The sequence below is a fragment of the Mycobacterium sp. 852002-50816_SCH5313054-b genome, assembly GCF_001667185.1.
Lineage (GTDB): Bacteria > Actinomycetota > Actinomycetes > Mycobacteriales > Mycobacteriaceae > Mycobacterium.
In genome coordinates this window covers 88528-110511 of sequence record NZ_LZIC01000038.1, presented here as the reverse complement: position 1 = coordinate 110511, position 21984 = coordinate 88528, and the positions used below count along the sequence as shown (strand labels likewise).

21 protein-coding genes and 1 riboswitch are annotated in these 21984 nt (G+C 69.8%); of the genes, 8 read left to right on the top strand and 13 right to left on the bottom strand.

The window, feature by feature from the left end; all coding sequences use genetic code 11:
• Positions 1-87: 87 nt before the first annotated feature.
• The 4 genes from A5787_RS07640 to A5787_RS07625 are packed head-to-tail and all read right to left on the bottom strand — an operon-like array spanning position 88 to position 3829.
• On the bottom strand, positions 88-1554 hold the full coding sequence (locus tag A5787_RS07640; RefSeq protein WP_156763812.1) for a M28 family peptidase: 1467 nt from the start codon (positions 1552-1554) through the stop codon (positions 88-90).
• The gene (locus A5787_RS07635; protein ID WP_066964040.1) at positions 1551-3050 is read right to left on the bottom strand and encodes a M28 family metallopeptidase; all 1500 of its coding nucleotides are present in this window, start codon (positions 3048-3050) and stop codon (positions 1551-1553) included. The genes A5787_RS07640 and A5787_RS07635 overlap by 4 nt, the downstream gene beginning before the upstream one ends.
• Positions 3051-3061: 11 nt before the next feature.
• Positions 3062-3487 (bottom strand): DUF2752 domain-containing protein, encoded by a 426-nt coding sequence (locus A5787_RS07630; protein WP_066963999.1) that lies wholly within the window; start codon positions 3485-3487, stop codon positions 3062-3064.
• Positions 3488-3499: 12 nt separating this feature from the next.
• Positions 3500-3829, bottom strand: coding sequence for a CD225/dispanin family protein (locus A5787_RS07625; protein ID WP_066963996.1), 330 nt, complete (start codon positions 3827-3829; stop codon positions 3500-3502).
• A 313-nt stretch (positions 3830-4142) separates the two neighbouring features.
• Between A5787_RS07625 and A5787_RS07620 the strand changes: the two genes are divergently transcribed.
• Both A5787_RS07620 and A5787_RS07615 read left to right on the top strand, forming a co-directional pair.
• Positions 4143-4670, top strand: coding sequence for a serine/threonine protein kinase (locus A5787_RS07620; protein WP_066963991.1), 528 nt, complete (start codon positions 4143-4145; stop codon positions 4668-4670).
• Between the two features lie 90 nt (positions 4671-4760).
• Positions 4761-5285, top strand: a complete 525-nt coding sequence (locus A5787_RS07615; protein WP_066964037.1) for a serine/threonine protein kinase — start codon at positions 4761-4763, stop codon at positions 5283-5285.
• A gap of 4 nt (positions 5286-5289) precedes the next feature.
• Here A5787_RS07615 and A5787_RS07610 read toward each other — a convergent pair whose 3' ends face one another.
• The 4 genes from A5787_RS07610 to thiO all read right to left on the bottom strand — a co-directional run bounded on the left by A5787_RS07610 (position 5290) and on the right by thiO (position 8006).
• On the bottom strand, positions 5290-6057 hold the full coding sequence (locus A5787_RS07610; protein WP_066963988.1) for an SGNH/GDSL hydrolase family protein: 768 nt from the start codon (positions 6055-6057) through the stop codon (positions 5290-5292).
• Positions 6054-6812 carry a thiazole synthase gene (locus A5787_RS07605; protein ID WP_066963985.1) on the bottom strand — a complete coding sequence of 253 codons (759 nt, stop codon included), beginning with the start codon at positions 6810-6812 and terminating at the stop codon, positions 6054-6056. Before A5787_RS07605 ends, A5787_RS07610 begins: the two co-directional genes overlap by 4 nt.
• A complete protein-coding gene (gene thiS / locus A5787_RS07600) occupies positions 6805-7002 on the bottom strand; it encodes a sulfur carrier protein ThiS (RefSeq protein ID WP_066963982.1) in 198 nt (65 codons plus the stop codon). The genes A5787_RS07605 and thiS overlap by 8 nt, the downstream gene beginning before the upstream one ends.
• Positions 6999-8006, bottom strand: a complete 1008-nt coding sequence (thiO, locus tag A5787_RS07595; RefSeq protein WP_066964034.1) for a glycine oxidase ThiO — start codon at positions 8004-8006, stop codon at positions 6999-7001. The genes thiS and thiO overlap by 4 nt, the downstream gene beginning before the upstream one ends.
• Positions 7997-8126, bottom strand: a riboswitch (TPP riboswitch). (Overlaps the previous gene by 10 nt.)
• A gap of 28 nt (positions 8127-8154) precedes the next feature.
• Between thiO and thiE the strand changes: the two genes are divergently transcribed.
• A complete protein-coding gene (gene thiE, locus A5787_RS07590; protein WP_066963979.1) occupies positions 8155-8826 on the top strand; it encodes a thiamine phosphate synthase in 672 nt (223 codons plus the stop codon).
• Here the strand turns inward: thiE and A5787_RS07585 are convergent.
• Entirely contained in the window at positions 8798-9430 is a 633-nt protein-coding gene (locus A5787_RS07585) for an NUDIX hydrolase (RefSeq protein WP_066963976.1), read from the bottom strand. The two genes, thiE and A5787_RS07585, sit on opposite strands and share 29 nt — an antisense overlap.
• A 134-nt stretch (positions 9431-9564) precedes the next feature.
• Between A5787_RS07585 and glnX the strand changes: the two genes are divergently transcribed.
• The 3 genes from glnX to A5787_RS07570 are packed head-to-tail and all read left to right on the top strand — an operon-like array spanning position 9565 to position 14098.
• A complete protein-coding gene (gene glnX / locus A5787_RS07580) occupies positions 9565-10884 on the top strand; it encodes a protein kinase G-activating protein GlnX (protein WP_066963973.1) in 1320 nt (439 codons plus the stop codon).
• Positions 10884-11843: a glutamate ABC transporter substrate-binding protein gene (locus A5787_RS07575; protein WP_066963969.1), complete on the top strand. Its 960-nt coding sequence runs from the start codon at positions 10884-10886 to the stop codon at positions 11841-11843. Before glnX ends, A5787_RS07575 begins: the two co-directional genes overlap by 1 nt.
• Positions 11843-14098, top strand: coding sequence for a serine/threonine-protein kinase PknG (locus A5787_RS07570; protein WP_066963966.1), 2256 nt, complete (start codon positions 11843-11845; stop codon positions 14096-14098). The genes A5787_RS07575 and A5787_RS07570 overlap by 1 nt, the downstream gene beginning before the upstream one ends.
• A 77-nt stretch (positions 14099-14175) precedes the next feature.
• Here A5787_RS07570 and A5787_RS07565 read toward each other — a convergent pair whose 3' ends face one another.
• On the bottom strand, positions 14176-15021 hold the full coding sequence (locus tag A5787_RS07565) for an endonuclease domain-containing protein (protein WP_156763811.1): 846 nt from the start codon (positions 15019-15021) through the stop codon (positions 14176-14178).
• Between the two features lie 186 nt (positions 15022-15207).
• Here A5787_RS07565 and A5787_RS07560 point away from each other — a divergent pair, with 186 nt between their 5' ends.
• Positions 15208-16533: a DUF1800 domain-containing protein gene (locus A5787_RS07560; RefSeq protein ID WP_066963960.1), complete on the top strand. Its 1326-nt coding sequence runs from the start codon at positions 15208-15210 to the stop codon at positions 16531-16533.
• 11 nt (positions 16534-16544) lie between these two features.
• Entirely contained in the window at positions 16545-17726 is a 1182-nt protein-coding gene (locus tag A5787_RS07555) for a DUF1501 domain-containing protein (protein ID WP_066963957.1), read from the top strand.
• On the opposite strand, the gene A5787_RS07550 is transcribed toward A5787_RS07555, so the two are convergent.
• Genes A5787_RS07550 through fgd form a run of 3 tightly spaced genes read right to left on the bottom strand, consistent with a single transcriptional unit; the run spans position 17715 to position 21958 of the window.
• On the bottom strand, positions 17715-18869 hold the full coding sequence (locus A5787_RS07550) for an acetate kinase (protein WP_066963955.1): 1155 nt from the start codon (positions 18867-18869) through the stop codon (positions 17715-17717). The genes A5787_RS07555 and A5787_RS07550 overlap by 12 nt on opposite strands.
• Positions 18859-20955: a phosphate acetyltransferase gene (gene pta, locus A5787_RS07545; protein WP_066963952.1), complete on the bottom strand. Its 2097-nt coding sequence runs from the start codon at positions 20953-20955 to the stop codon at positions 18859-18861. The genes A5787_RS07550 and pta overlap by 11 nt, the downstream gene beginning before the upstream one ends.
• Positions 20948-21958, bottom strand: a complete 1011-nt coding sequence (fgd, locus tag A5787_RS07540) for a glucose-6-phosphate dehydrogenase (coenzyme-F420) (RefSeq protein WP_066963949.1) — start codon at positions 21956-21958, stop codon at positions 20948-20950. The genes pta and fgd overlap by 8 nt, the downstream gene beginning before the upstream one ends.
• Positions 21959-21984 lie beyond the last annotated feature (26 nt).

Here is a 21984-nt window from a genome sequence, read left to right as displayed (position 1 = left end):
CTCCAATCACCAAGCGCGCACGCTCACGTGAGGCAACGAAGCACCCTTCGCGCGCATCTTGACATGAGGCAACTTGCGACAGCCGCGCTAAGGCACCCGCGTGCGGTGGCGCTTGTCGTGCGGCGGCACGCCGTTGACCCCGCCGATCGACTGCGCGTACGTGCCCACCGCGAACGCCGCGCCAGAACCCATGATCGCCAACGCTTCCCGGTTGACGGCATCGGCCGTGTCGCGGGGACCCTGGAAGTTGGGATCGAACGGGAGACCGGCCTGGCCGCCCCACAGCCGCGCCTGCACCGTGGTCTTCGGCTGCGAAGCCCCGGCGGTCATGCCCCCGATCGGCACGCCCGCGACCATGAAGGGGTGGTAGTCGGTCCTGGTGCCCAACGGCATATCGGCGGGCCGCTTCCCGGCCAGGTTCAGGTAGCCGCCCAGGGTGCGCTCGATGCCGGCGGACCCGTCTGGCACATCACCGAAGGCGATCCCGGGCGTGGGCGGACCGGACTGGTCGCCGTCGTCGGTGAAGAAGCCGGCGTTCGGTGAGCCGAGCACGGTGAAGTCCAGGTACATCGCGATGTCGTTGAGTTGGTTGGCATCCATGCCGAACACGTAGTCGGTGACGCCGTTGAGCCCGTCCTCGTCGGCTCCCCAGAACACGAACCGCACCGCGTTGTTCACCGGAGCCAACGGGCCCAGCTGCAGCGCCGTCTCCAGTACGGCGGCCACGCCGGTCGCGTTGTCGTTGATGCCCGGGCCATCGCGCGGGCCGTCGAGATGCGCGCCGACCACGATCGCCTCGTGCGGCGAGCCGGTTTCGGTCTGCGCCAGCACGTTTCGCGAGCTGATCTTGATGTTCTCGGCGTCCAGCACCAGGCGTATCGGCGCGGTCTCACCCCCGAGCGCGGGGGCGCCGTAGGCACCGACGACGGCGACCGGCACGGTCAGTTGCTTGAAATAACCGGGCACGAAGAGGCCGGGCGGAGCCCCCTGGCCGCTGGGCGCACTGAGGACGATCAGCGCCGCCGCGCCCTTGGCCACTGCGCTGTGCTGCTTGTCGACCACCGAGCAACCCGAGTCGTCGACGACGGCGATCGCCCCCTTGGGCACCGCGGCCGGGTAATCGCCGACGGCGCAGCCCGACGGTCGCGTCGGATGGACCGGCGGCCCGGTGAGTCCGCCGGGAGGTGTTCGGACCAGCAGCGACGCCTGGTCGACCTGATAGGTGCGGCCGGCCACGGTGAGCGCGGGCTTACCGGGCGAGACGTTGTAGAGCCGGTCGAACTGCGGTGTGGATACGTTGAAACCCCTGTCCCGCAACATCTTCGCCACATACTCGACGCTGGCGTCATAGCCGGGCGTGCCGTCCGCGCGGTTTCCGCGGTTGGCGTTGGCAACGTTCTGCAGCGCGCGCAGGTGGGTGACCAGCCGGTCCGCGGTGACCTTCTGGGCCAGCCCCCGACCGAGGTCCGGCGCCGCCGCCGGCCCAGGGCGCGGCGACGAGCATCCCGCCACCAGCCCGATCACGATCAGCGCCGAGGCCAGCGGGCGCATCATGGCTTGGCGAGCACGTGGCGCGTGCGATCCGCCAGCACCGCAACCCCGTTGCGGCCGCCGATGTCCTGCGCGTAGAAGGCCACCGCATAGGCCACACCGGCGCCGTTGATGCCCAGCGACGTGCGGTCGATGTGGTCGAGGGTGTCGGTTTTCTGGTGATAGTTGGGGTCGAACGGCTGGTCGGCGGCCCCGCCCCACAGCTTGGCCTGCTCGGCCGACTTCTTCACCTCCGCACCCGAGAACAGGCCGCCCGCCGGGATACCCGCCAGCGTGAATCCGTCGTAGTCCGAACGGCCGTCGAACGAGGTGTCCTGCGCCGTCTTGCCGGCCGACTTCAGGTAGGCGACCAGCGTGCGCTCAATGCCGGCCGAGCCCTCCGGCACCACCGGCTGGCCGCGCGCGTCCATCGGCAGCGACTGGTCGCCGTCATAGGTGAAGTAACCGGGGTTGGGCGACGCGAGCATGTCGAAGTTCAGGTACAGCGCGATGTCTTTGAGCCCGTCGACGTTCAGCGACTCCACGTAGTTACGCGAGCCGATCAGTCCGAGCTCCTCGGCACCCCAGAAGCCGAACCGCACCGCGTTGTGCACCTGCGGCGAATTCCCCAGCTGCACCGCGGTTTCCAGGACGGCGGCCACGCCCGACCCGTTGTCGTTGATGCCCGGTCCCTCGGGAACACTGTCCAGGTGCGCGCCCGCCATCACCACGTCGGTGGGCGACCCGGTCTTGGTCTGGGCGATCACGTTGCGGGCCTTGACGTTTTGCACGCTCGCGTTGAGCTTGATCGTGGTCGGCCCCGGCTGCGCGCGCAGCTGAATCCCGATGGACTTGGTCACGCTCAGCACCGGGATCTTCACGTCGGTGTCGGGCCCGAGGGTGCCGCCCATCTGCTGCTCGTCGACGTTGTCGGCGACGATCATCGCGACGGCACCCCGCTGCGCGGCGGCGCCCTCCTTCTGGGCGAACGGGCAGGTGCCTCGGTCCACCAGCACCACCGCGCCCTGCACCCGCAGCCCGTCGAAGTCGGAGGGCTTACAGCCTGGGTCGTCCCCCGGCGGCACCGGAACCAGCGGCCCGCTCACCCCGTCGGGCGGAGTGCCGAGGCTGAACTCCAACGGCCGCGCCTCCACGGCCGCGCCGCCGACCGTCACCGCCGGTTTGTCGCCGTGGAACACCCGCGCCGAGAACTCCGGGGTCTGCACGTCGAAACCGCTGTTGCGCAACGTGTTAACCACGTAATCGACGCTGGCCTCGTAGCCGGGGGTGCCCACGGCGCGGGTGCCGTTGTTGGCGTTGGCGATGTCCTGGAGTTTCGACAGGTGCGCCATCATCGCGTCGGCCGTGACCTTGTCGTGCAGGGAGGTCGCGAACGCCGCCGCGGCCGGGTCAGCGCTCGCCTGCTCCGAGGTGGCGCAGCGCTGCGAGCAACCGGCCAGGGCTGCGGTCAGCGCGACAACGCCGAGCACCGCCGGGATCGTCCGCCATTTTTTAACCATCGCGCCCAAGGTTAGACATACAGCGCGGTGAATGGCGCGAAAGGAATGTTGCGCACCACAAACCAAACCGCCACCAGCACCAGAGTCACCATCGCCGTCCAGCGCTGGTGCTGCCAGCCGTTGACCCGCCGGCCCGTCACCCGGCCGTAGGTCCACGCCCCATAGGCCCACACCAACAGCACCAGCGCCACCAAGCCGAGCGCGTTGAACCGGGCCGCCGCCGCCACGTTGCCGTGCATCAGCGAATACAACATTCGCGCGCTGCCGCACCCCGGGCAGTCGATGCCCAGCAGCGCCTTGGTGGGACACACCGGCAGCGGTCCGCCCGCCGTGGTGGGATCACCCACCCAGGTGGCGGCGCACACCAGCGTCGTGGACGCGGCCACCAGGAGCGGCGCGCCGAGGGCGAACCGCGCCGGTCGTTGGCGCGTTACCACGAGCGTCCGCGCTTAGAACATCGCGGAAATCATGGCCGCGCTGGTGTTGTCCGCGTTCATACCGACCGCCACCGTGTAGATGATGGCGACGACAACCCAGACGGCCCAGATGATGACCGACCAGATGACCCACTTGCGGGCGCTGGCGGCCGCCGCCTGTGCCTCTGCGTGCAAACCCTGCGCCCACATTCCATTGACCTGGGCCGCTTTCACGATCGCGACGATCCCGGTGATGGGAAAGCAGAATATCGTCGCCAAAATCGCCCACACCAAGTAGTTATTCGGCGCTTGCCCAACAGGCTGCTGCGGCGGGTATCCCGGTGGCGGTGGTGGCTGTGTCATGGATTCTCCAGTCGCGAGGAGTTAACCGGCGTGAAGCGGTGCTTACCATACCCGAGCGGCGCGGGGACGGCACTATCTCTGCGAAATTCGCTATTTGCGTGCACGGCTGAGCGGCGCGAATGTGGCGGACGGGCCCGAAATAGCCTGGCCGTGAACCGCTTTGCCGCGCGGACGGGGCCGCCCGGCCGCGGTTAAATAGATGCCCAAACAGATAATTTCTAGCGGAATGTGTTGCATAGACAGGACATAGCCCTACGATCCATTTAGCGGAAGCATTGTTTCCGGTGCGCGACGCAACCGTTAGGAGCCAAGGATGCCTCATCTGAGCCAGGCGCTGCGAGCCGCGACGGCGGCTGCGCTCGCGGGCGTTTTCGCGTTGGCCGGTGCCGCCGCGGCGGTAGCCGACCCCACCAATACCGGTAACTCGGCGGACGTCAACACGCTGGCCGCCTCGCTGTCCAAGGGCTACGGCCTCAACAACTGCACGGCCGGGAACATCGACGCCGGCGAGCTGGCCGTGCTCACCTGCGGACAAAACCCCGATCCCAGCGGCCCGATCCAGGCGAGGTACATCCTCCTGAACAACGCCGACAGCCTGAACGGCTCGTTCAAGACCAGCATCAAGGACGACGTGTTGACCGCATGCGGGGACGCCGGCCAATCGCCCACGACCTGGCACCAAGGCAGTAACAACGCCAACTCGGGATCCGTGGCGTGCGGCACCTACCAGAATGCCGCCGAGGTCATCTGGACCACGGACTCCAAAAACGTGCTGAGCCTCATCCGCGGATCCAACTCCGACGTCGCGGCGCTCTACCAGTGGTGGCGCGCGAACGGCTGACATTAACCATTGGCCCGCAATACATTCCGATGGCGCGGTCCGAAAGCAGCTCGGGTTCCTTGATTTTCCCCCACCATGAAGGAGTTCAGAATGTCCCCTCTCACCAACGCGCTGCGCGCCGCGACGGCTGTGGCGCTCATGGGCGGTTCCGCCCTCGTCGGGGCGGTCACGGCGACCGCGGACCCCGGCACCGGTAGCTCGGCCGACATCAACAACCTGGCCGGTTCGCTGTCCAAGGGCTACGGCCTCAACAATTGTCAGGCGGCGCCATTGTCGGGTCCCGTTCTGGCCGAACTCGATTGCGGGCAAAACCCCGATTCCAGCGGACCGGCCGCCGGCGTCTACCAACTCTTCAACAACGGCAGCGACCTGGCCGCCGCGTTCACCTCCGGCATCAACGGTGTGTCGCTGAGCGCGTGCGGTGACAACGGTCAATCGCCGGGCACCTGGCACCAGGGCAGTTCGGGCGCGACGGCGGGGCAGGTGGCGTGCGGAACTTACAAGAACGCCGCGGTCATCACCTGGACCACCGACGCCAAGAACGTGCTGAGCCACATCCGGGCCTCCAACACCGACGTCAACGCGCTCTACCAGTGGTGGCGCACCAACGGCTAAGGCTCTACAGTTGCGCGGCAACCAAATCCGCGACAGCGCGCATCCCCGCGCCGTTGGGGTGCAGCGGGGCCGGCCGGCCCGGTAGCGGCACACCGTATCGCGCGGGCCTGGTGGTCCACGGCTCGGCCGACCACGCGTGGTGTTGCCGGCTGGCGTCGGCGGCGCGCACGATCTCGCATCCGGTCGCGGCAGCCGCGTCGGCGGTGACGCGCTCGAGCGTCGCGGCGACGTGGCGGCCCAGGTCCGCATCCGCTTGCGGCAGCGGCGGAGCCGGCGCACCCGCGGGCGGCAGGATCGTCAGGTAGTCGACAAACAACACCCGGGCGCGCGGGGCGCCCTGGCGCAGCGCGGTGCCGACCGCGCACAACGAATCGAACACGTCGGCCAGCGCCCGATCGCGCGTGTCGCGGTCCAGCAGTTCGGAAATGAGCCCGCCCAGCAGCGGCAGCCCGCGGACCGCGCGCGGCAGCGCGGCGGCCATCAACAGCGGCACGTAGCCGACGTCGTTGCCGCCAACGGTCACCGTGACCAGGCCCTCCGAGCCGTCCAGCGCGGCGATCTGCGGCGGCCGGCCGTGCTGGTGTTCGGCCAGCACGTGGGCCGTGGTGGCGCCGGAAAAGGTGACGTCCACCAGGTCGAGGTGCAGCCGTTCGGCGACCAGGTGCGGATAGTTGCGGGCCGATCGGCCCGACCACCGCGGCGCGCCGGTAGCGCGGGGCCTGATGCCGGGCCCGGCGGCCATCGAACTGCCCAGCGCGACATAGCGCTTCATCGGTCGGGGCTGGACGCCTGCGCCCAGAACCGCTTCGGGATCCGCCCGGCGCGCCGCGCCAGGTGGCCGGCGGTGACGGCGGCGGCCATCGCCGCTGCCATGGCCGGCGGGTCGGCAGCGCGGGTCACCGCGGTCGCCAAAAGTACTGCGTCGCAACCCAATTCCATCGCCAGCGCGGCATCGCTGGCGGTGCCGATGCCCGCGTCGAGCACCACCGGCACGCCCGCCCGCGCGACGATCATCTCGATGTTGTGCGGGTTGGTGATGCCCAGGCCGGTGCCGATCGGGGCGCCCAGCGGCATCACCGCCGCGCAGCCGGCGTCCTCAAGGCGACGGGCGAGCGCCGGGTCGTCGTTGGTGTAGGGCAGGACGACGAACCCGTCGTCGACCAATTGCTCTGCCGCCCGGACTAATTCGATCGCGTCGGGCAGCAGCGTGCGTTCGTCGGCGATCACCTCGAGCTTGACCCAATCGGTGTTCAGCGCCTCCCTGGCCAGCTGCGCGGTCAGCACCGCCTCGGCGGCGCCGCGGCACCCCGCGGTGTTGGGCAGCGGCGTGATGCCCAGCCGGTTGAGCAGGTCCAGCAGTCCGGTCCCGCCCTCGGCGTCCACCCGCCGGATCGCGACGGTCGTCAGCTCGGTCCCCGACGCGATCAGCGCCTCCTCGAGCACCGCCAGGTTCGTCGCTCCCCCGGTGCCCATGATGAGCCGCGAGGCGAAGCTGCGATCGGCGATCGTCAGTTTGGACTCAGCCACCTTGCACCGCCGTCAGCACCTCGAGTCGGGCACCGTCGAATAGCGTTGTGGCCCACCGCGAACGCGGCAGCACCGCCAAGCCCATCGCCACCGCGATGCCCCGGTCGGGGAAGCCCAGCGACTCCAGCAACGCGGCGACGGTGGTCCGCTCGTCGACCTCGACCTGTTGTTCGTTGACCGTGACGATCATGAGGCGGCTCCGACCGGGAGGAGTTCGGAGACAATCTGTTCGGCGGTCCACGGCGCCAGCAGGAACCCGGATCGTCCGTGGCCTGCGGCGACCAGGGTGCGCGCGTCCAGACGTTGCACGATGGGCAGATTGTCGGGTGTCATCGGCCGCAGCCCGGCGGCGCACTCGGCCAGCTCGTACTCCCCCAGCGCCGGCAGCACCGCGCACGCGTCCTCGAGCAGGTCACGCACCCCGGACACCGCCGGCGCGGTGTCGCGTCCGTGCTCGTATTGGGTGGCGCCGACGACCACCCCGTCCGGGCGCGGCACCAGGTACACCTGGCGTCCGTGCACGCGGGCACGAATCACCCTCTGCAGTAACGGCATACACCCTTTTCGCCAGCGCAGCCGCAGCACCTCGCCCTTCACCGGGCGCACCGGCAGGCCGGGCCACAGCGTGGGCGCGTCGATGCCGTTGGCGATCACCACCGCGTCGGCCTGCACCAGGGCGAGGTCGCTCACCGGCCCGGCCCAGCGCACCCCCAGGCGCTCGCAGGCCACGCTCAGCGCGTCGAGCACCGCGCGATTGTCCACTGCCAGCTCGGTGGGCGCCCGGAAACCATGCCGGATGCCCTGGGCCAGCAGGGGTTCCACGTCGCGTGCGGCGGACTCCCAGACCACCGGGTGCCCCTGCTCGGACAGCCAGTCGGCGACGGTGCGCAGGTCCGCGGCGTCGGCCCGGTCGACGGCCACCACCAGCGACTCGCGGGCGGTGACCACCCCCGGCGGCAGGCCGTCCAGATAACCGCCCTCGCGCCACAGCCGCAGCGATTCCAGGCCCAGCCGCAGCAACCGCTCCTCGCCGGGCCAGCCCTCGCTGTGCGGGGCCAGCATGCCGCCCGCGACCCACGACGCGCCGGCGTCGCCGGTGCGATGCACCCGCACCGCCCAGCCGGCCTGCGCGGCGCGGCGCGCCACCGACAGCCCGATGACCCCGCCGCCTACCACGGCGAGTGAATGTGGCATCTGCTGCTCCCTTCGCCGGCATGACCCGGATCAGGTGTGACGGTAAGGGCAGGTCCAGTTGTTTCTGGCGATGCCCACTCTCAGCCCCGCCGGTAACCCGGGGCTCCCGTGCTCTTCGGAGTCCACGCTAGCGCGATACCGTCGCGCTGTGCACCAACCGGCTTCCCGTCTCGCCGCGGCGAGGCTGTACCTGTGTACCGACGCCCGCCGCGAGCTGGGCGACCTGGCCGAGTTCGCCGACGCCGCCCTGGCCGGCGGGGTCGACATCGTCCAGCTCCGCGACAAGGGGTCTGCCGGGGAGCTGCAGTTCGGGCCGCTCGAGGCGCGCGACGAGCTGGCCGCCTGCGAGATTCTCGCCGAGGCGGCCCGCCGGCACGGCGCCCTGTTCGCGGTCAACGACCGCGCGGACATCGCCCGCGCGTCCGGCGCCGACGTGCTGCACCTGGGCCAACGCGACCTGCCGCTGGGCGTGGCGCGCGAGATCGTCGGGCCGGACACGGTGATCGGGCTGTCCAGCCACGACCCCGACCAGGCGGCGGCGGCCGCCGCAGCGGAGGCCGACTACTTCTGCGTCGGGCCGTGCTGGCCCACCCCGACGAAGCCGGGTCGCCCCGCGCCAGGCCTGGAACTGGTGCGGGCGGCCGCCGCACTCGCCACGGACAAGCCGTGGTTCGCGATCGGCGGCATCGACCCCGAGCGGCTGCCCGACGCGCTCGCCGCCGGCGCGCGGCGAATCGTGGTGGTGCGGGCCATCACCGCGGCCGCCGACCCGCGGGCGGCCGCCGAACGGCTCAGGTCGGCGCTTGCAGCAGCGAGCTGATCCGGCGGCTGAGCTGCGACGGCTCTTCGCCGGCCGCACCCGGCATGCACCACACGAACACGCCGGCCTCGATCTCGAGCGTGCGCGGCAGGTACCGGCGCCGTTCGTCGTCGCGGTCCAGGTGCACCAACGCCGGCGCGGTGCGCAGCCGCTGCCAGCTGGCCGCGAAACCGGGATGCAGCGGCAGGTCGGCCACCTCGCTCTCGGCGACCCAGCGCATCTCGGCGCTCTCCCGGTTGGGCACGGTCGGCAGCAACTCGGCCGCGTCGGCGACGACGGTGGTGTAACTCCAGCGGGTGCCGCCGATGCCGGAAACGTCGGCGGTGACGACCGTGGCCCGGACGGAGACCAGGTCGGCCAGCAGGCCGGCCTCCTCATGCGCCTCGCGGACCGCGGTCTGCTCCGGGGTCTCGTGGCTGTCCCGGGCACCGCCGGGCAGACCCCACGTGCCGCCTTGGTGGCTCCACACCGCCCGGTGCTGCAGCAGCACCGCGGGCGTGCCGTCGGGCCGGGGGGCGCGCAACAACAGGCCGGCCGCGCCGTAGCGGCCCCAGTAATGAGCGCCGCTGTCGGATACCACCCATCCGTCACCGTCGCCGTGCACGAGATCAGGATATGCAGGCGATCCGCCCGGTCAATCGGGTCGCCTCCCCCCATCCGGCCCAACATTCTCTTAGAATTCGCTTATTCGGGTTGGTGCGGCGAAATTTGGGGCCGAAAGATGAGGGCTGAGCAGACGTGACGGTTGAGCTGGCGCACCCGTCGACCGAGCCGAAGGGGTCGCGGTCGCCGGCCGAACCGGCCCACCCCCGCTGGTGGTTTGTCTCCACCACGCCGGGGCGGATCCTGACCATCGGGATCGTGCTGGCCGCCCTCGGCGTCTCCAGCGCCTTCGCCACGTCGACGACGATCAACCACCGCCAGCAGGTGCTCTCCACGGTGCTCAACCACACCGAGCCGCTGTCGTTCGCCGCCGGGCGGCTCTACACGACGCTGTCGGTGGCCGACGCGGCGGCGGCCACCGCGTTCATCGCCCAGGCCGAGCCGCGCCCGGTCCGGCTGCGCTACGAGCAGGCCATCACGGACGCCTCGGTGGCCGTGACCCGCGCGTCGAGCGGGCTGACCGACGAACCGCTGGTGCAGTTGCTGGGCCGGCTCAATGCCGAATTGGCGGTGTACACGGGGCTGATCGAAATCGCGCGGACCAACAACCGGGAGGGCAACCCGGTCGGGTCGTCGTACCTGTCGGAGGCCTCGGGGCTGATGCAGTCGAGGATCCTGCCGGACGCCGCGCAGCTGTATCAGGCGACGTCGGAGCGGGTGGACAGCGAAACCACGGCGTCCACGCACTTCCCGGCCCCGGTGATCCTCGTCGTCGCCAGCACGGTGGTGTTCGGCGCGTTCTCCCATCGCTGGCTGGCCCGGCGCACCCGGCGCCGGATCAACCCCGGGCTGGTCGTCGGCGCGCTCGGTATCCTCGTCATGGTGGTATGGGTCGGGACCGCGCTAACCATCTCCACGACCGCGAGTCGTAGCGCCAAGGACACCGCCGCGGAGTCACTCAGGACCGTCACCAACGTCGCCATCACCGCGCAACAGGCGCGGGCCGACGAGACGCTGTCGCTGATTCGCCGCGGCGACGAAGAGATGCGCAAGCAGTCGTTCTACGACCGCATCGACTCCATGCACTCCCAGCTCGAGCAGTACCTGTCGCGCAGCGACGCCGTCGACAAGCCCGACCTGGAGGGCGCCGATCAGCTGCTGCTGCGCTGGCGGCAGGCCAACGACCGGATCAACTCCTACATCTCGGTGGGCAACTACCGGGCGGCCACGCAGGTCGCGCTGGGCAGCGGCGAGGACGACTCGACCCCCGCCTTCGACAAGCTCGAGGACGAGTTGGGCAAGGCCATGGACCAGAGCCGGACCCACCTGCGCAACGACGTGCTCAACGCGCGCAGCGGGCTGTCCGGCGCCCAGGTGGGCGGCGTCGTGCTGTCCCTCGGAGCCGCGATCGCCGTCGCGCTGGGCCTGTGGCCACGGCTGAAGGAATACCGGTGATGAGGCGCTGTCTGGGCGCACTGGCCACCGCGGTCGTGCTGGCCGGCTGCGGCCACACCGAGACGCTGACGGTGGCCACCGTGCCGACGCTGCCGCCGCCCACGCCGGTCGGCATGGAGCAGCTGCCTCCGCAGCCGCCGGTGCCGCCCGACGACCCCAGCCAGGGCTGCAACGCGACCGCCAGCCTGCGGCCCTTCCCCAACAAGGCCGAGGCCGACGCCGCCGTGGCCGACATCCGCGCGCGCGGCAGGCTGATCGTCGGGCTCGACATCGGCAGCAACCTGTTCAGCTTCCGCGACCCGATCACCGGCGAGATCACCGGCTTCGACGTCGACATCGCCGGCGAGATCGCGCGCGACATCTTCGGCGCCCCGTCGCACGTCGAGTACCGGATCCTCTCCGCCGACGAGCGCGTCACCGCGCTGCAGCGCTCGGAGGTCGACGTCGTGGTCAAGACCATGACCATCACCTGCGAGCGGCGCAAGCTGGTCAACTTCTCCACCGTCTACCTCGACGCCAACCAGCGCATCCTGGCCCCGCGGGACTCGCCGATCGCCAAGGTGGCCGACCTGTCGGGCAGGCGCGTCTGCGTGGCCAAGGGAACCACGTCGCTGCACCGGATCCAGCAGATCGACCCGCCGCCGGTCGTCGTGTCGGTGGTGAATTGGGCCGACTGCCTGGTCGCCATGCAGCAACGGGAGATCGACGCCGTCAGCACCGACGACTCGATCCTGGCCGGGCTGGTGGAGGAAGACCCCTACCTGCACATCGTGGGGCCGAACATGGCCACCCAGCCCTACGGCATCGGCGTCAACCTGAACAACACCGGCCTGGTCCGGTTCGTCAACGGCACGCTGGAACGCATCCGCCGGGACGGCACGTGGAACACGTTGTACCGCAAGTGGTTGACGGTTCTGGGTCCCGCGCCCGCCCCCCCGACGCCGAGGTATGTGGACTGATGGCCGAGGCCACCCACTTCGAGGATTCCGAAGACCAGCCGCCCGAGGTGCAGACCGGCGCGGCGGCGGAGTCGCGCCCGCAGGCCACCCAGGCGCTGTTCCGTCCCGATTTCGACGACGATGACGACGACTTCCTCATCCCCGGGCTCGACACCGACGCGCCGGAACGGATGACGGTGGCCACGCGGGTGCTGCCGCCGACGCGGCAGCTCGGCGGTGGCCTGGTCGAGATCCCGCGGGTGCGGGACATCGATCCGCTCGAGGCCCTGATGACCAACCCGGTGGTGCCGGAGTCCAAGCGCTTCTGCTGGAACTGCGGCAAGCCGGTCGGCCGGTCGGGGGCGGAGGGCAAGGGCGAGTCGGAGGGCTGGTGCCCGTCGTGCGGCAGCCCGTATTCCTTCCTGCCGCAACTTAATCCGGGTGACACCGTCGCCGGGCAGTACGAGGTCAAGGGCTGCATCGCGCACGGCGGACTGGGCTGGGTTTACCTGGCGCTCGACCACAACGTCAACGACCGCCCGGTGGTGCTCAAGGGCCTGGTGCATTCCGGCGACGCCGAGGCGCAGGCCATCGCGATGGCCGAGCGCCAGTTCCTCGCCGAGGTGGTTCACCCGCAGATCGTGCAGATCTTCAACTTCGTCGAGCACACGGACGCCCACGGGGCCCCCGTCGGCTACATCGTCATGGAGTACATCGGCGGGCAGTCGCTCAAGCGGGCCATCAAGGACGGCAAGTCCGAGAAGCTGCCCGTCGCCGAGGCGATCGCCTACCTGCTGGAGATCCTGCCCGCGCTGACCTACCTGCACTCGATCGGCCTGGTCTACAACGACCTGAAGCCGGAGAACATCATGCTCACCGAGGAGCAACTCAAGCTCATCGACCTGGGCGCGGTGTCGCGGATCAATTCGTTCGGATACCTGTATGGCACACCGGGTTTCCAGGCGCCGGAGATTGTGCGCACCGGCCCGACGATCGCCACCGACATCTACACGGTGGGCCGCACCCTGGCGGCGCTGACCCTGAACCTGCGCACCCGCAACGGCCGCTACGTCGACGGCCTGCCGGACGACGATCCGGTGCTGAAGAACTACGACTCGTTCGGCCGGCTGCTGCGGCGCGCCACCGACCCGGACCCGCGGCGCCGGTTCTCCACCGCCGACGAGATGTCCGCCCAGTTGATGGGCGTGCTGCGCGAGGTGGTCGCCCAGGACACCGGGATACCGAGACCCGGCCTGTCGACGGTCTTTTCGCCGAGCCGATCGACGTTCGGGGTGGACCTGCTCGTCGCGCACACCGACGTGTACCTGGACGGGCAGGTGCACTCGGAGAAGCTGACCGCCCGGGAGATCGTGACGGCGCTGCCGGTGCCGCTGGTCGACCCGGCCGACGTCGCCGCGCCCGTGCTGCAGGCGACGGTGCTGTCCCAGCCGGTGCAGACGCTGGACTCGTTGCGCGCGGCCCGCCACGGCTCGCTGGACGCCGACGGCATCGAGGTGGCCGAGTCGATCGAGCTGCCGCTGATGGAGGTCCGCGCGCTGCTGGACCTCGGCGACGTGGCCAAGGCCACCCGCAAGCTCGACGACCTGGCCGAGCGGGTCGGCTGGCGGTGGCGGTTGGTCTGGTACCGGGCCGTGGCCGAGCTGCTCACGGGCGACTACGACTCCGCCACAAAGCATTTCACCGAGGTGCTGGACACGTTCCCCGGCGAGCTCGGCCCCAAGCTCGCGCTGGCCGCCACGGCCGAGCTCGCCGGCAACACCGACGACCACAAGTTCTACCAAACCGTGTGGAAGACCAACGACGGCGTGATCTCGGCGGCGTTCGGGCTCGCCAGATCCCTTTCGGCCGAGGGTGATCGAGAGACCGCGGTGAGCACCCTGGACGAAGTGCCGCCCACCTCAAGGCATTTCACCACCGCGCGGCTGACCAGCGCGGTGACCCTGATGTCCGGCCGGTCGGCGGGCGAAATCACCGAGGAGCAGATCCGCGACGCGGCCCGCCGCGTGGAGGCGCTGCCGCCGACCGAACCGCGCGTGCTGCAGATCCGCGCCCTGGTGCTCGGCGGCGCGATGGACTGGCTGGGGAGCAACGAGGCCAGCACCAACCACATCCTCGGCTTTCCGTTCACCGAACACGGCCTGCGACTGGGCGTCGAGGCGTCGCTGCGCAGCCTGGCCCGCGTCGCGCCCACGCAACGGCATCGCTACACGCTGGTGGACATGGCGAACAGTGTGCGACCGACGAGCACGTTCTAGGTGGGCGTCGAGTGTGAATCCTGGGCGGCGACACGCCGATGAACATCACCCTGAGCTCACACTGAAAAGCCTCGCGTTCACACTCGATCCACCAGCGCCTCGCGGACGCGGTGCAAGATGCTGGCGGGGCGGTCCTCCGCAACGACCCGGACGACGATCCAGCCCATCCGCTCGAGCATCTCACTGCGCCGAATGTCTTTGACGTATTGCCGTCGGTCGGTCCGATGTTGATCGCCGTCGTATTCGACCGCAACCATGTGCTCCTCCCAGCCCATATCGAGGTAAGCGAAGGGAATGCCGTCGTCGGCGAGCACCGGTATCTGTGTCTGGGGCCGAGGCAGGCCCCCGTCGATGAGCAGCAGCCGCAGGTAACTCTCGCGCGGCGACTGCGAGCCTGGGTCGACGAGTGCCAGCGCAGCCTCCAGCCGCCGCAGCCCCGGCGAGTGGGGACGGCACTTCGCGAGGCGCAGCACGTCCTCGACCTTGAAACCCGTTGCCCGCGCGAGCGCGTCGAGCCGGACCACGGCCGAATGAACGGCCCCGCGCCGCCCGATGTCGAAGGCGGTTCGCTCGGGCGTGGTCACGGTGCGCCCGTCCATCACCTGCGTCTCGCCCTCGAGCAGCGCGTCGCGCCGCGTCAGCACGCCGCGAGGCGGGCGCGTGTTGGCGTGATTCAGCTCGATCGGAACATTGTCGGGAATCCACTTGGAGCCGTGTAAGGCCGCGGCGGCCGCGCCCACGATCGTCGCCTTCCGCCGCGACCACACCCAGGCGGCGAAGACGCGCAGCTCAAGCGAGAGCTCGACCTCCTTGGTCAGGTAGACGTTCGGAAACACCGCGCGATAGCCGGTCCGCAGCTCATTGCGGCTCAACGCCCCGCTCGCCAATGCCTCGCTGCCGATAAACGGTTCCCCCGGTTCCATGCCGGAACGGTCGCACATCGACCACAGTTCGCGGCTCCCTCTATACACAGGGCAATCGAGTGCGCATCCATGGCTTTGCGTGTGCGCCAGGGGTGGAAATCGGGCGATTTTCCCGCCGTCGACGCACACTCGAGGCAGCGACCGCACACACAGCGAAAACCTAGGTTCGTGCCGCACAGTTATCCCATGTCGGGGGAGTCGACGCGGTGGATCAGCACCGCCAGCGGGCTGCGTCGGGCCGGGTTCGGGGTGACCGGGCCCGAGGTCGACGCGGCCCTGACCCGGGACTGGCCGGGCCACGTCGACACCATGCTGAGCACCAACCCCGACGCGGACCCGGGCGCGATCGCCACCCCGATGCCCTCCCTGCAGGCGCCGCGCGCCCCCGGCAAGGGCGCGACCCCGGCGGCCCGCAAGCAATACAACGGCCAGCTTTCCGAGCAGCAGCGCGTGCTGTCCGACTGGTGGCTGAGCCGCATGGTCACCGTCGGCCAGCCGATCCACGAGAAGTTGACCCTGTTGTGGCACAACCACTTTGCCACTTCCGCCCAAAAGGTGCGGGTGGCGGCGCACATGGCCGCGCAAAACCAGAAGCTGCGCGCCGGATCGCTGGGCGACTTCCGCGCGCTGGCCTACGCGATGCTGACCGACGCCGCGATGTTGCGCTGGCTGGACGGCCAGACCAATACGGCCAAGGCCCCCAACGAGAACCTCGCGCGCGAGTTCATGGAGCTGTTCGCGCTGGGTCACGGCAACGGCTACACCGAGGACGACGTGCGCGCCGGCGCGCGGGCCCTGACGGGATGGGAGATCGGCGCCAACGGCCAAACGGCCCTGCTTCCGAAACGCCATGACCCGAGCGCCAAGACGCTGTTCGGCCGGACCCAGAACTTCGACGCCGCCGGATTTTGCGACGCCGTGCTGAGCCAGCCCAAGTCGGCGGAGTACGTCGCGGGACGCCTGTGGCAGCGATTGGCTTCGGACGACCCGCCCTCACCGCAGACGCTCGGCCGCCTGGTCGCCGCGTACGGCCCGCGACGCGACCTGCGGGCACTGACCCGAGCGATCCTCACCGACGACGAATTCACCTCGGGCCGAGGCGCCCGAAACAGCAGAGTAAACACCCCGGTCGAATGGCTCGTCGGCGTGATGCGTGCGCTGCGCGTGCCGGCGGCGGACCCGGCGCACCGCAAGCTCGCCGACGCGACGTTGCGCGGGCTGGGGCAGCGGCCGTTCTACCCTCCGAGCGTCGGCGGCTGGCCGCGCGGCCAGGTGTGGCTGTCCACCGCGAGCGCACAGACCAGGCTGCGCGCCGCGAGCCGGCTGGCGCAGGTCGGCGATCTGTCGGGCGTCGAAAGCGCCGCCCCGGGCGACCGCATCGACGCGGTCGGCTACCTGATCGGGGTCGGGGCGTGGTCGGACCGGACCGCCGACGCGCTGCAACCCCTGGTGGGCAGGCCGCCGCAGTTGGTCGCCGCCGCCGTCAACACTCCCGAATACCTGACCTCCTGAGTGGATAGCCGATGCCCGAGATCAACCGCCGCAGATTCCTGATCGCCAGCGCGGGCGTCGGCGCGGCCGGCCTGCTGTCGACGGCGGTGGCGGTCGAACGGCCCGACCTCATTCGCGCCGCGCGGGACCGCCCCCTGCCCGCGGGCGCCGGCGTGCTGGTGATCGCCACGCTCTACGGCGGCAACGACGGCATCAACACGCTGATCCCCTACGGCGACAACACGTACCACGACGCGCGGCCCGACCTGGCCTACGCGCCTGGCGAGGTGATCCACCTCGACGAGCGGCTCGGGCTCAACCCCGCGATGAAGGGTCTGGCCCAACTGTGGAACCAGCGCCAACTCGCGATCGTCCGAGGCGTCGGCTATCCCAAGCCCGACCACAGCCACTTCCGGTCCATGGACATCTGGCAGACGGCGTCGCCGGCCGAGCCGGTCTCGACCGGCTGGATCGGCCGCTGGCTCGACGCCACCGGCGACGACCCGTTGCGCGCGGTGAACATCGGGCCCGTGCTGCCGCCACTGGCCGTCGGTGAAAACCGCACCGCGGCGGCGCTTTCCCCCACCCACGCCCCGGCCGGGGACGGCCTCGACGCGATCATGGGAGCGCTTGGCGCCGACGACCCCGACGACACCCCGGCGATGGCCGCGGTGTGCAAGGCGTATCGCGCCGCGCAGACCGTCAGCAAGACATTCGATCCGGTGAAACCCAAAGGTCACCAGGACAATTCGCTGTCAGCACAGCTGAGCGCGGTGGCCGGGGCAGTGAAGGCGCGGGTGCCGACGCGGGTATACACGGTGCAACTGGGCGGATTCGACACCCACGCCGGCGAACGCAACACGCAGCAACGTCTGCTGCAGACGTTCGACCAGGCGGTCACCGGCTTCCTACAACAGGTGGCCGGTTCGAACGTGGTCGTGATGGCGTACTCGGAGTTCGGCCGCCGGGTGCACGCCAACGCCTCTCAGGGCACCGACCACGGCACCGCCGGCCCCGTCCTCGTCGCGGGCACGCCGGTGAAAGGCGGCTTTTACGGCGAGGAGCCCAGCCTCACCGATCTGGACAACGGGGACCTGAAGTACACCACCGACTTTCGCGACGTCTACCACGAGCTGCTGACGCGAACCGTGGGGGCCGACCCCACCCCGGCGGTCGGGCCGGGGCGAAACAGCCTGGGATTCCTAACCGCTTAACGCGCCGACACAGTCGCGGGCGATGGCCAGTTCCTCGTTGGTCGGTATCACCAGCACCACGATCGGCGACCCGTCGGCGGATATCTGTCGCGCGCCCCGGCCCCCGCTGAGGTTGCGGCGCTGGTCGAGCACGATGCCCAGCTCCTCCAGGCCGGCCACCGCGTCGCGGCGCACGGCCGGATCGTTCTCGCCGATTCCGGCGGTGAAGGTGATGACATCGGTGTGCCCCAGGACCGCCAGGTAGGCGCCGATGTACTTGCGCAGCCGGTGAATGAACACGCTGTAGGCCAATTGCGCCGCGCCGTCGCCCGATTCGATCATCTCGCGCAGCCTTCGGAAGTCGCGCTCGCCGGACAGGCCCAGCATCCCGGACCGTTCGTTCAGCATGGCCTCGACGTCGTCGACGCCCATGTTCGCCCGGTGCCACAGGTAGCTGACGATGCTGGGGTCGATGTCACCGCTGCGGGTGCCCATCACCAGGCCCTCCAGCGGCGTCAGGCCCATGGACGTGTCGATCGGCCGGGTGCCGGCGACCGCGGACGCCGAGGAACCGTTACCCAGGTGCAGCACAATCTGTTTCAGGCCGCCGATCGGCCGGTCCAGAAAGGCGGCGGCCTGCTCGCTGACGTAACGGTGCGAGGTGCCGTGAAATCCGTAGCGCCGGATCTGCCACCGCTCGGCCACCTGACGGTCGATCGCGTAGGTCGCCGCCGCGGGCGGCATGTCGTGGAAGAACGCCGTGTCGAACACCGCCACGTGGGGCACGTCGGGCAGCAGCTTGCGCGCCACCTCGATTCCCTTGAGCGCGGGCGGATTGTGCAGCGGCGCCAATTCGGACAGCTTCTCGAGGGCGGCGATGCGCGCGTCGTCCATCAGCGTCGGCCGATAGAATTCGTTGCCGCCGTGCACCACCCGGTGCCCGACCGCCACAAGACCGCACGTCCGTAGGTCGATGCCGTCCTGCGCCAACTCGTCGAACGCGCGGTGCAGCGCCGCGTCGTGGTCGGGCACGGAGGAGGCGTCCTCCCCGATCCGCTCGATGTGGCCGGACGCCCGCGCCTCGCCCGAATCGGGCTCGACCAGTTGAAATTTCAGCGACGACGAGCCGGAGTTGATCACCAGCACGAGGCGGTTACCGGCCATGGCTGCCCTGCGCCTGGATCGCGGTGATGGCAACGGTGTTCACGATGTCCTCGACCGTCGCGCCGCGGGACAGGTCGTTGACCGGTTTGCGCAAGCCTTGCAACACCGGGCCGATAGCGATCGCACCGGCGCTGCGCTGCACCGCCTTGTAGGTGTTGTTGCCGGTGTTGAGGTCGGGGAAGATCAGCACCGTGGCGCGCCCGCCCACCGGCGAATCACGCAGCTTGGTGGCCGCGACGGACGGCTCGATGGCGGCGTCGTACTGAATGGGACCTTCGACCAGCAGCTTCGGGTCGCGGCGTCGCACCAAATCCGTTGCCGTCCTGACCTTTTCCACATCGGCTCCCGCACCGGAATCCCCGGTCGAGTAGGACAGCATGGCCACTCGCGGCTCGATGCCGAAGTGTGCGGCGGTGCGCGCGGAGCTGATCGCGATGTCGGCGAGCTGCTCGGACGTCGGATTCGGGATGATCGCGCAGTCGCCGTAGACCAGCACCCGGTCGGGCAGGCACATGAAGAAGACGCTGGAGACGGTGGACACATCCGGAACGGTCTTGATGACCTCGAAGGCGGGCCGGACGGTGTGCGCGGTGGTGTGGGCGGCACCCGAGACCATGCCGTCGACCGCGCCGTTGTGGACCAGCATGGTGCCGAAATATGTGCCGTCGCGCATGATCTCGCGCGCGTGCTCGACGGTGATCCCCTTCGCCTTGCGAAGCTCGGCGTACTGTTCGGCGAACTTCTCACGCAGCTCGCTGGTCAGCGGATCGATCACCGTTGCGCCGTCCAGGTTCACGCCGAGCTCTGACGAGCGGAGCCGGATCTGGGCTTCGTCGCCCAGGATGGTCAGGTCGGCGACGCCGCGCTGCAGCAGGCGGCCGGCCGATCTGAGGATGCGGTCGTCGTCGCCCTCGGGAAGAACGATGTGCCTGCGATCCGCGCGGGCGCGCAGCCGCAGCTGGTAGGTGAACATCTGCGGGGTGACCACGGTCGGGATCGAAATGGCAAGCTGCGTCAGGAGATCCGCGATATCGACGTGGCGGTCCATCAGCTCGAGCGCGGTGTCGATCTTGCGCTGCGACATCGCGGTGACCCGGCCGCGCGCCGAGGCCGCCGCGCTGGCGGTGTCGTAGGTGCCCAGCGCGGTCGCGATGATGGGCAGGCGCAGCCGCAGACCGCTCACCAGCGCCGCGATCGAGGGATGCAGCTCGAACCCGCCATTGAGCACCAGGCACGACAGCGATGGAAACCCTTCCGCGGCGTGGGCGCTGGCGACGGCGAGCACCACGTCGGAGCGGTCGCCGGGGGTGATGACCGCCATGCCGTCGCTCAGCCGTTCCAGCACGTGATCGGCGGTCATCCCGGCGACCAGCACGGCCAGCACCTCACGTTCCCGCAGCGACGCCTCGCCGCTGACCGGCGTCCCGCCCACGGCCGCCTCCAGTTCGGCGACCGTCGGCGCCGACAGCAGCGGCTCCTCGGGCAGCACGTAGCTGCGCAGCGAGGACGGCCGCAACGCCTCCCCCACCTTTTTTTGGACGTCGGCCAGCTCCGCCGGATCGCAGCGGTTGGCCACCACCGCGGCGGTGTGGGCGTGCCGAGCGATCAACTCGGCCAGGCACACCTCGACGACGGCGGCCACCTCCACCGGGGTACGGCCTTTGCCGCTCACGGTCAGCAGCACCGGCGCGCCGAGGTTGGCCGCGATGCGCGCGTTGACCGAGAGCTCGGCGGGCCGGGCGACGTCGGTGTAGTCGCTGCCGACGATCACCACCGCGTCGCAGCCCTGCGCCATCGCGTGATACGAGTCGACGATGCCGGCGATCGCGGCGTCGGTGTCGGCGTGCAGCTGCTGGTACGTCACGCCCACGCACTGCTCGTAGGAAAGACCCGCGCTGGTGTGCTCCAGCAGCAGTTCCAGGATGTAGTCGCGGCCTTTGCCGTCCGGAGCCCGGGTGATCGGGCGGAACACACCGACCCTGGCGACCGTGGCGGTCAGCCGGTGCAGCAGACCCAGCGCGATCGTCGACTTGCCGGTCTCCGGCTCGGGAGCGGCAACGTAGATCGCTGAGGGTGGTTCAGGCAAGTCGCCGCAGCCTGGGCGCCAGGTCCTTTTCGAAGAGCTCCAGGAACCGGCGCTGGTCGTGGCCGGGCGCGTGGAACACCAGGTGGTTCAGGCCCCAGTCGACGTAGTCCTTGACCTTCGCCACGGCCTCGTCGGGATCGGAGGCCACGATCCAGCGCTTGGCGACCTGCTCGATCGGCAGCGCGTCGGCGGCCTTCTCCATCTCGATCGGGTCGTCGATGCTGTGCTTCTGCTCGGCGGTCAGCGACAGCGGCGCCCAGAACCGGGTGTTCTCCAGCGCCAGGGCGGGGTCCGGGTCGTAGGAGATCTTGATCTCGATCATCTTGTCGACATCGTCGACATTGCGCTCGGCGGCCGCCGCGCCGTCGGCCACCGCCGGCAGCAGCTTGTCCTTGTACAGCTCCTCGCCCTTGCCGGAGGTGCAGATGAACCCGTCACCGGCCCGCCCGGCGTACTTGGCCACCGCCGGGCCGCCGGCCGCGATGTAGATGGGGACGCCGCCCTCGGGCACGTCGTAGATCGAGGCGCCCTTGAGGCGGTAGTACTCGCCGTCGAAGTCGACGCGGTCGCCGCGCCACAGCTCCCGCATCAACCGCACCGACTCGCGCAGCCGGGCGAACCGCTCCTTGAACTCCGGCCAGTCGCCCTCGTACCCGGTGGCGATCTCGTTCAGCGCCTCGCCGGTTCCGACGCCGAGGAAGATCCGGTTCGGGTACAGGCAGGCCATGGTGGCGAAGGCCTGCGCGATGACGGCGGGGTTGTAGCGGAAGGTCGGGGTCAGCACCGAGGTGCCCAGCACGATCCGCTTGGTGCGTTCGCCGACGGCGGTCATCCAGGCCAGCGAGAACGGGGCGTGCCCGCCCTCGTGCCGCCACGGCTGGAAATGGTCACTGACGGTTGCGCTGTCCATGCCGTGACCTTCGGCGGCGACAGCCAGTTCGACGAGCTCGCGCGGTGCGAATTGTTCAGCGGACGCTTTGTATCCGAGTTTCAGTTCAGCCACGGGTTATTTCTACTCCTATGCTCACT

Bases quoted from the DNA above. Each gene is read 5' to 3' on its own strand.
- A5787_RS07635 (WP_066964040.1), bottom strand. From the start codon at position 3,050: ATGGTTAAAAAATGGCGGACGATCCCGGCGGTGCTCGGCGTTGTCGCG.
- thiO (WP_066964034.1), bottom strand. From the start codon at position 8,006: ATGCCACATTCACTCGCCGTGGTAGGCGGCGGGGTCATCGGGCTGTCG.
- A5787_RS07610 (WP_066963988.1), bottom strand. From the start codon at position 6,057: ATGAAGCGCTATGTCGCGCTGGGCAGTTCGATGGCCGCCGGGCCCGGC.
- A5787_RS07550 (WP_066963955.1), bottom strand. From the start codon at position 18,869: ATGGCCGGTAACCGCCTCGTGCTGGTGATCAACTCCGGCTCGTCGTCG.
- A5787_RS07560 (WP_066963960.1), top strand. From the start codon at position 15,208: ATGTCGGGGGAGTCGACGCGGTGGATCAGCACCGCCAGCGGGCTGCGT.
- A5787_RS07570 (WP_066963966.1), top strand. From the start codon at position 11,843: ATGGCCGAGGCCACCCACTTCGAGGATTCCGAAGACCAGCCGCCCGAG.
- A5787_RS07555 (WP_066963957.1), top strand. From the start codon at position 16,545: ATGCCCGAGATCAACCGCCGCAGATTCCTGATCGCCAGCGCGGGCGTC.
- thiS (WP_066963982.1), bottom strand. From the start codon at position 7,002: ATGATCGTCACGGTCAACGAACAACAGGTCGAGGTCGACGAGCGGACC.
- A5787_RS07625 (WP_066963996.1), bottom strand. From the start codon at position 3,829: ATGACACAGCCACCACCGCCACCGGGATACCCGCCGCAGCAGCCTGTT.
- A5787_RS07640 (WP_156763812.1), bottom strand. From the start codon at position 1,554: ATGATGCGCCCGCTGGCCTCGGCGCTGATCGTGATCGGGCTGGTGGCG.
- A5787_RS07615 (WP_066964037.1), top strand. From the start codon at position 4,761: ATGTCCCCTCTCACCAACGCGCTGCGCGCCGCGACGGCTGTGGCGCTC.
- A5787_RS07620 (WP_066963991.1), top strand. From the start codon at position 4,143: ATGCCTCATCTGAGCCAGGCGCTGCGAGCCGCGACGGCGGCTGCGCTC.
- A5787_RS07575 (WP_066963969.1), top strand. From the start codon at position 10,884: ATGAGGCGCTGTCTGGGCGCACTGGCCACCGCGGTCGTGCTGGCCGGC.
- A5787_RS07565 (WP_156763811.1), bottom strand. From the start codon at position 15,021: ATGGAACCGGGGGAACCGTTTATCGGCAGCGAGGCATTGGCGAGCGGG.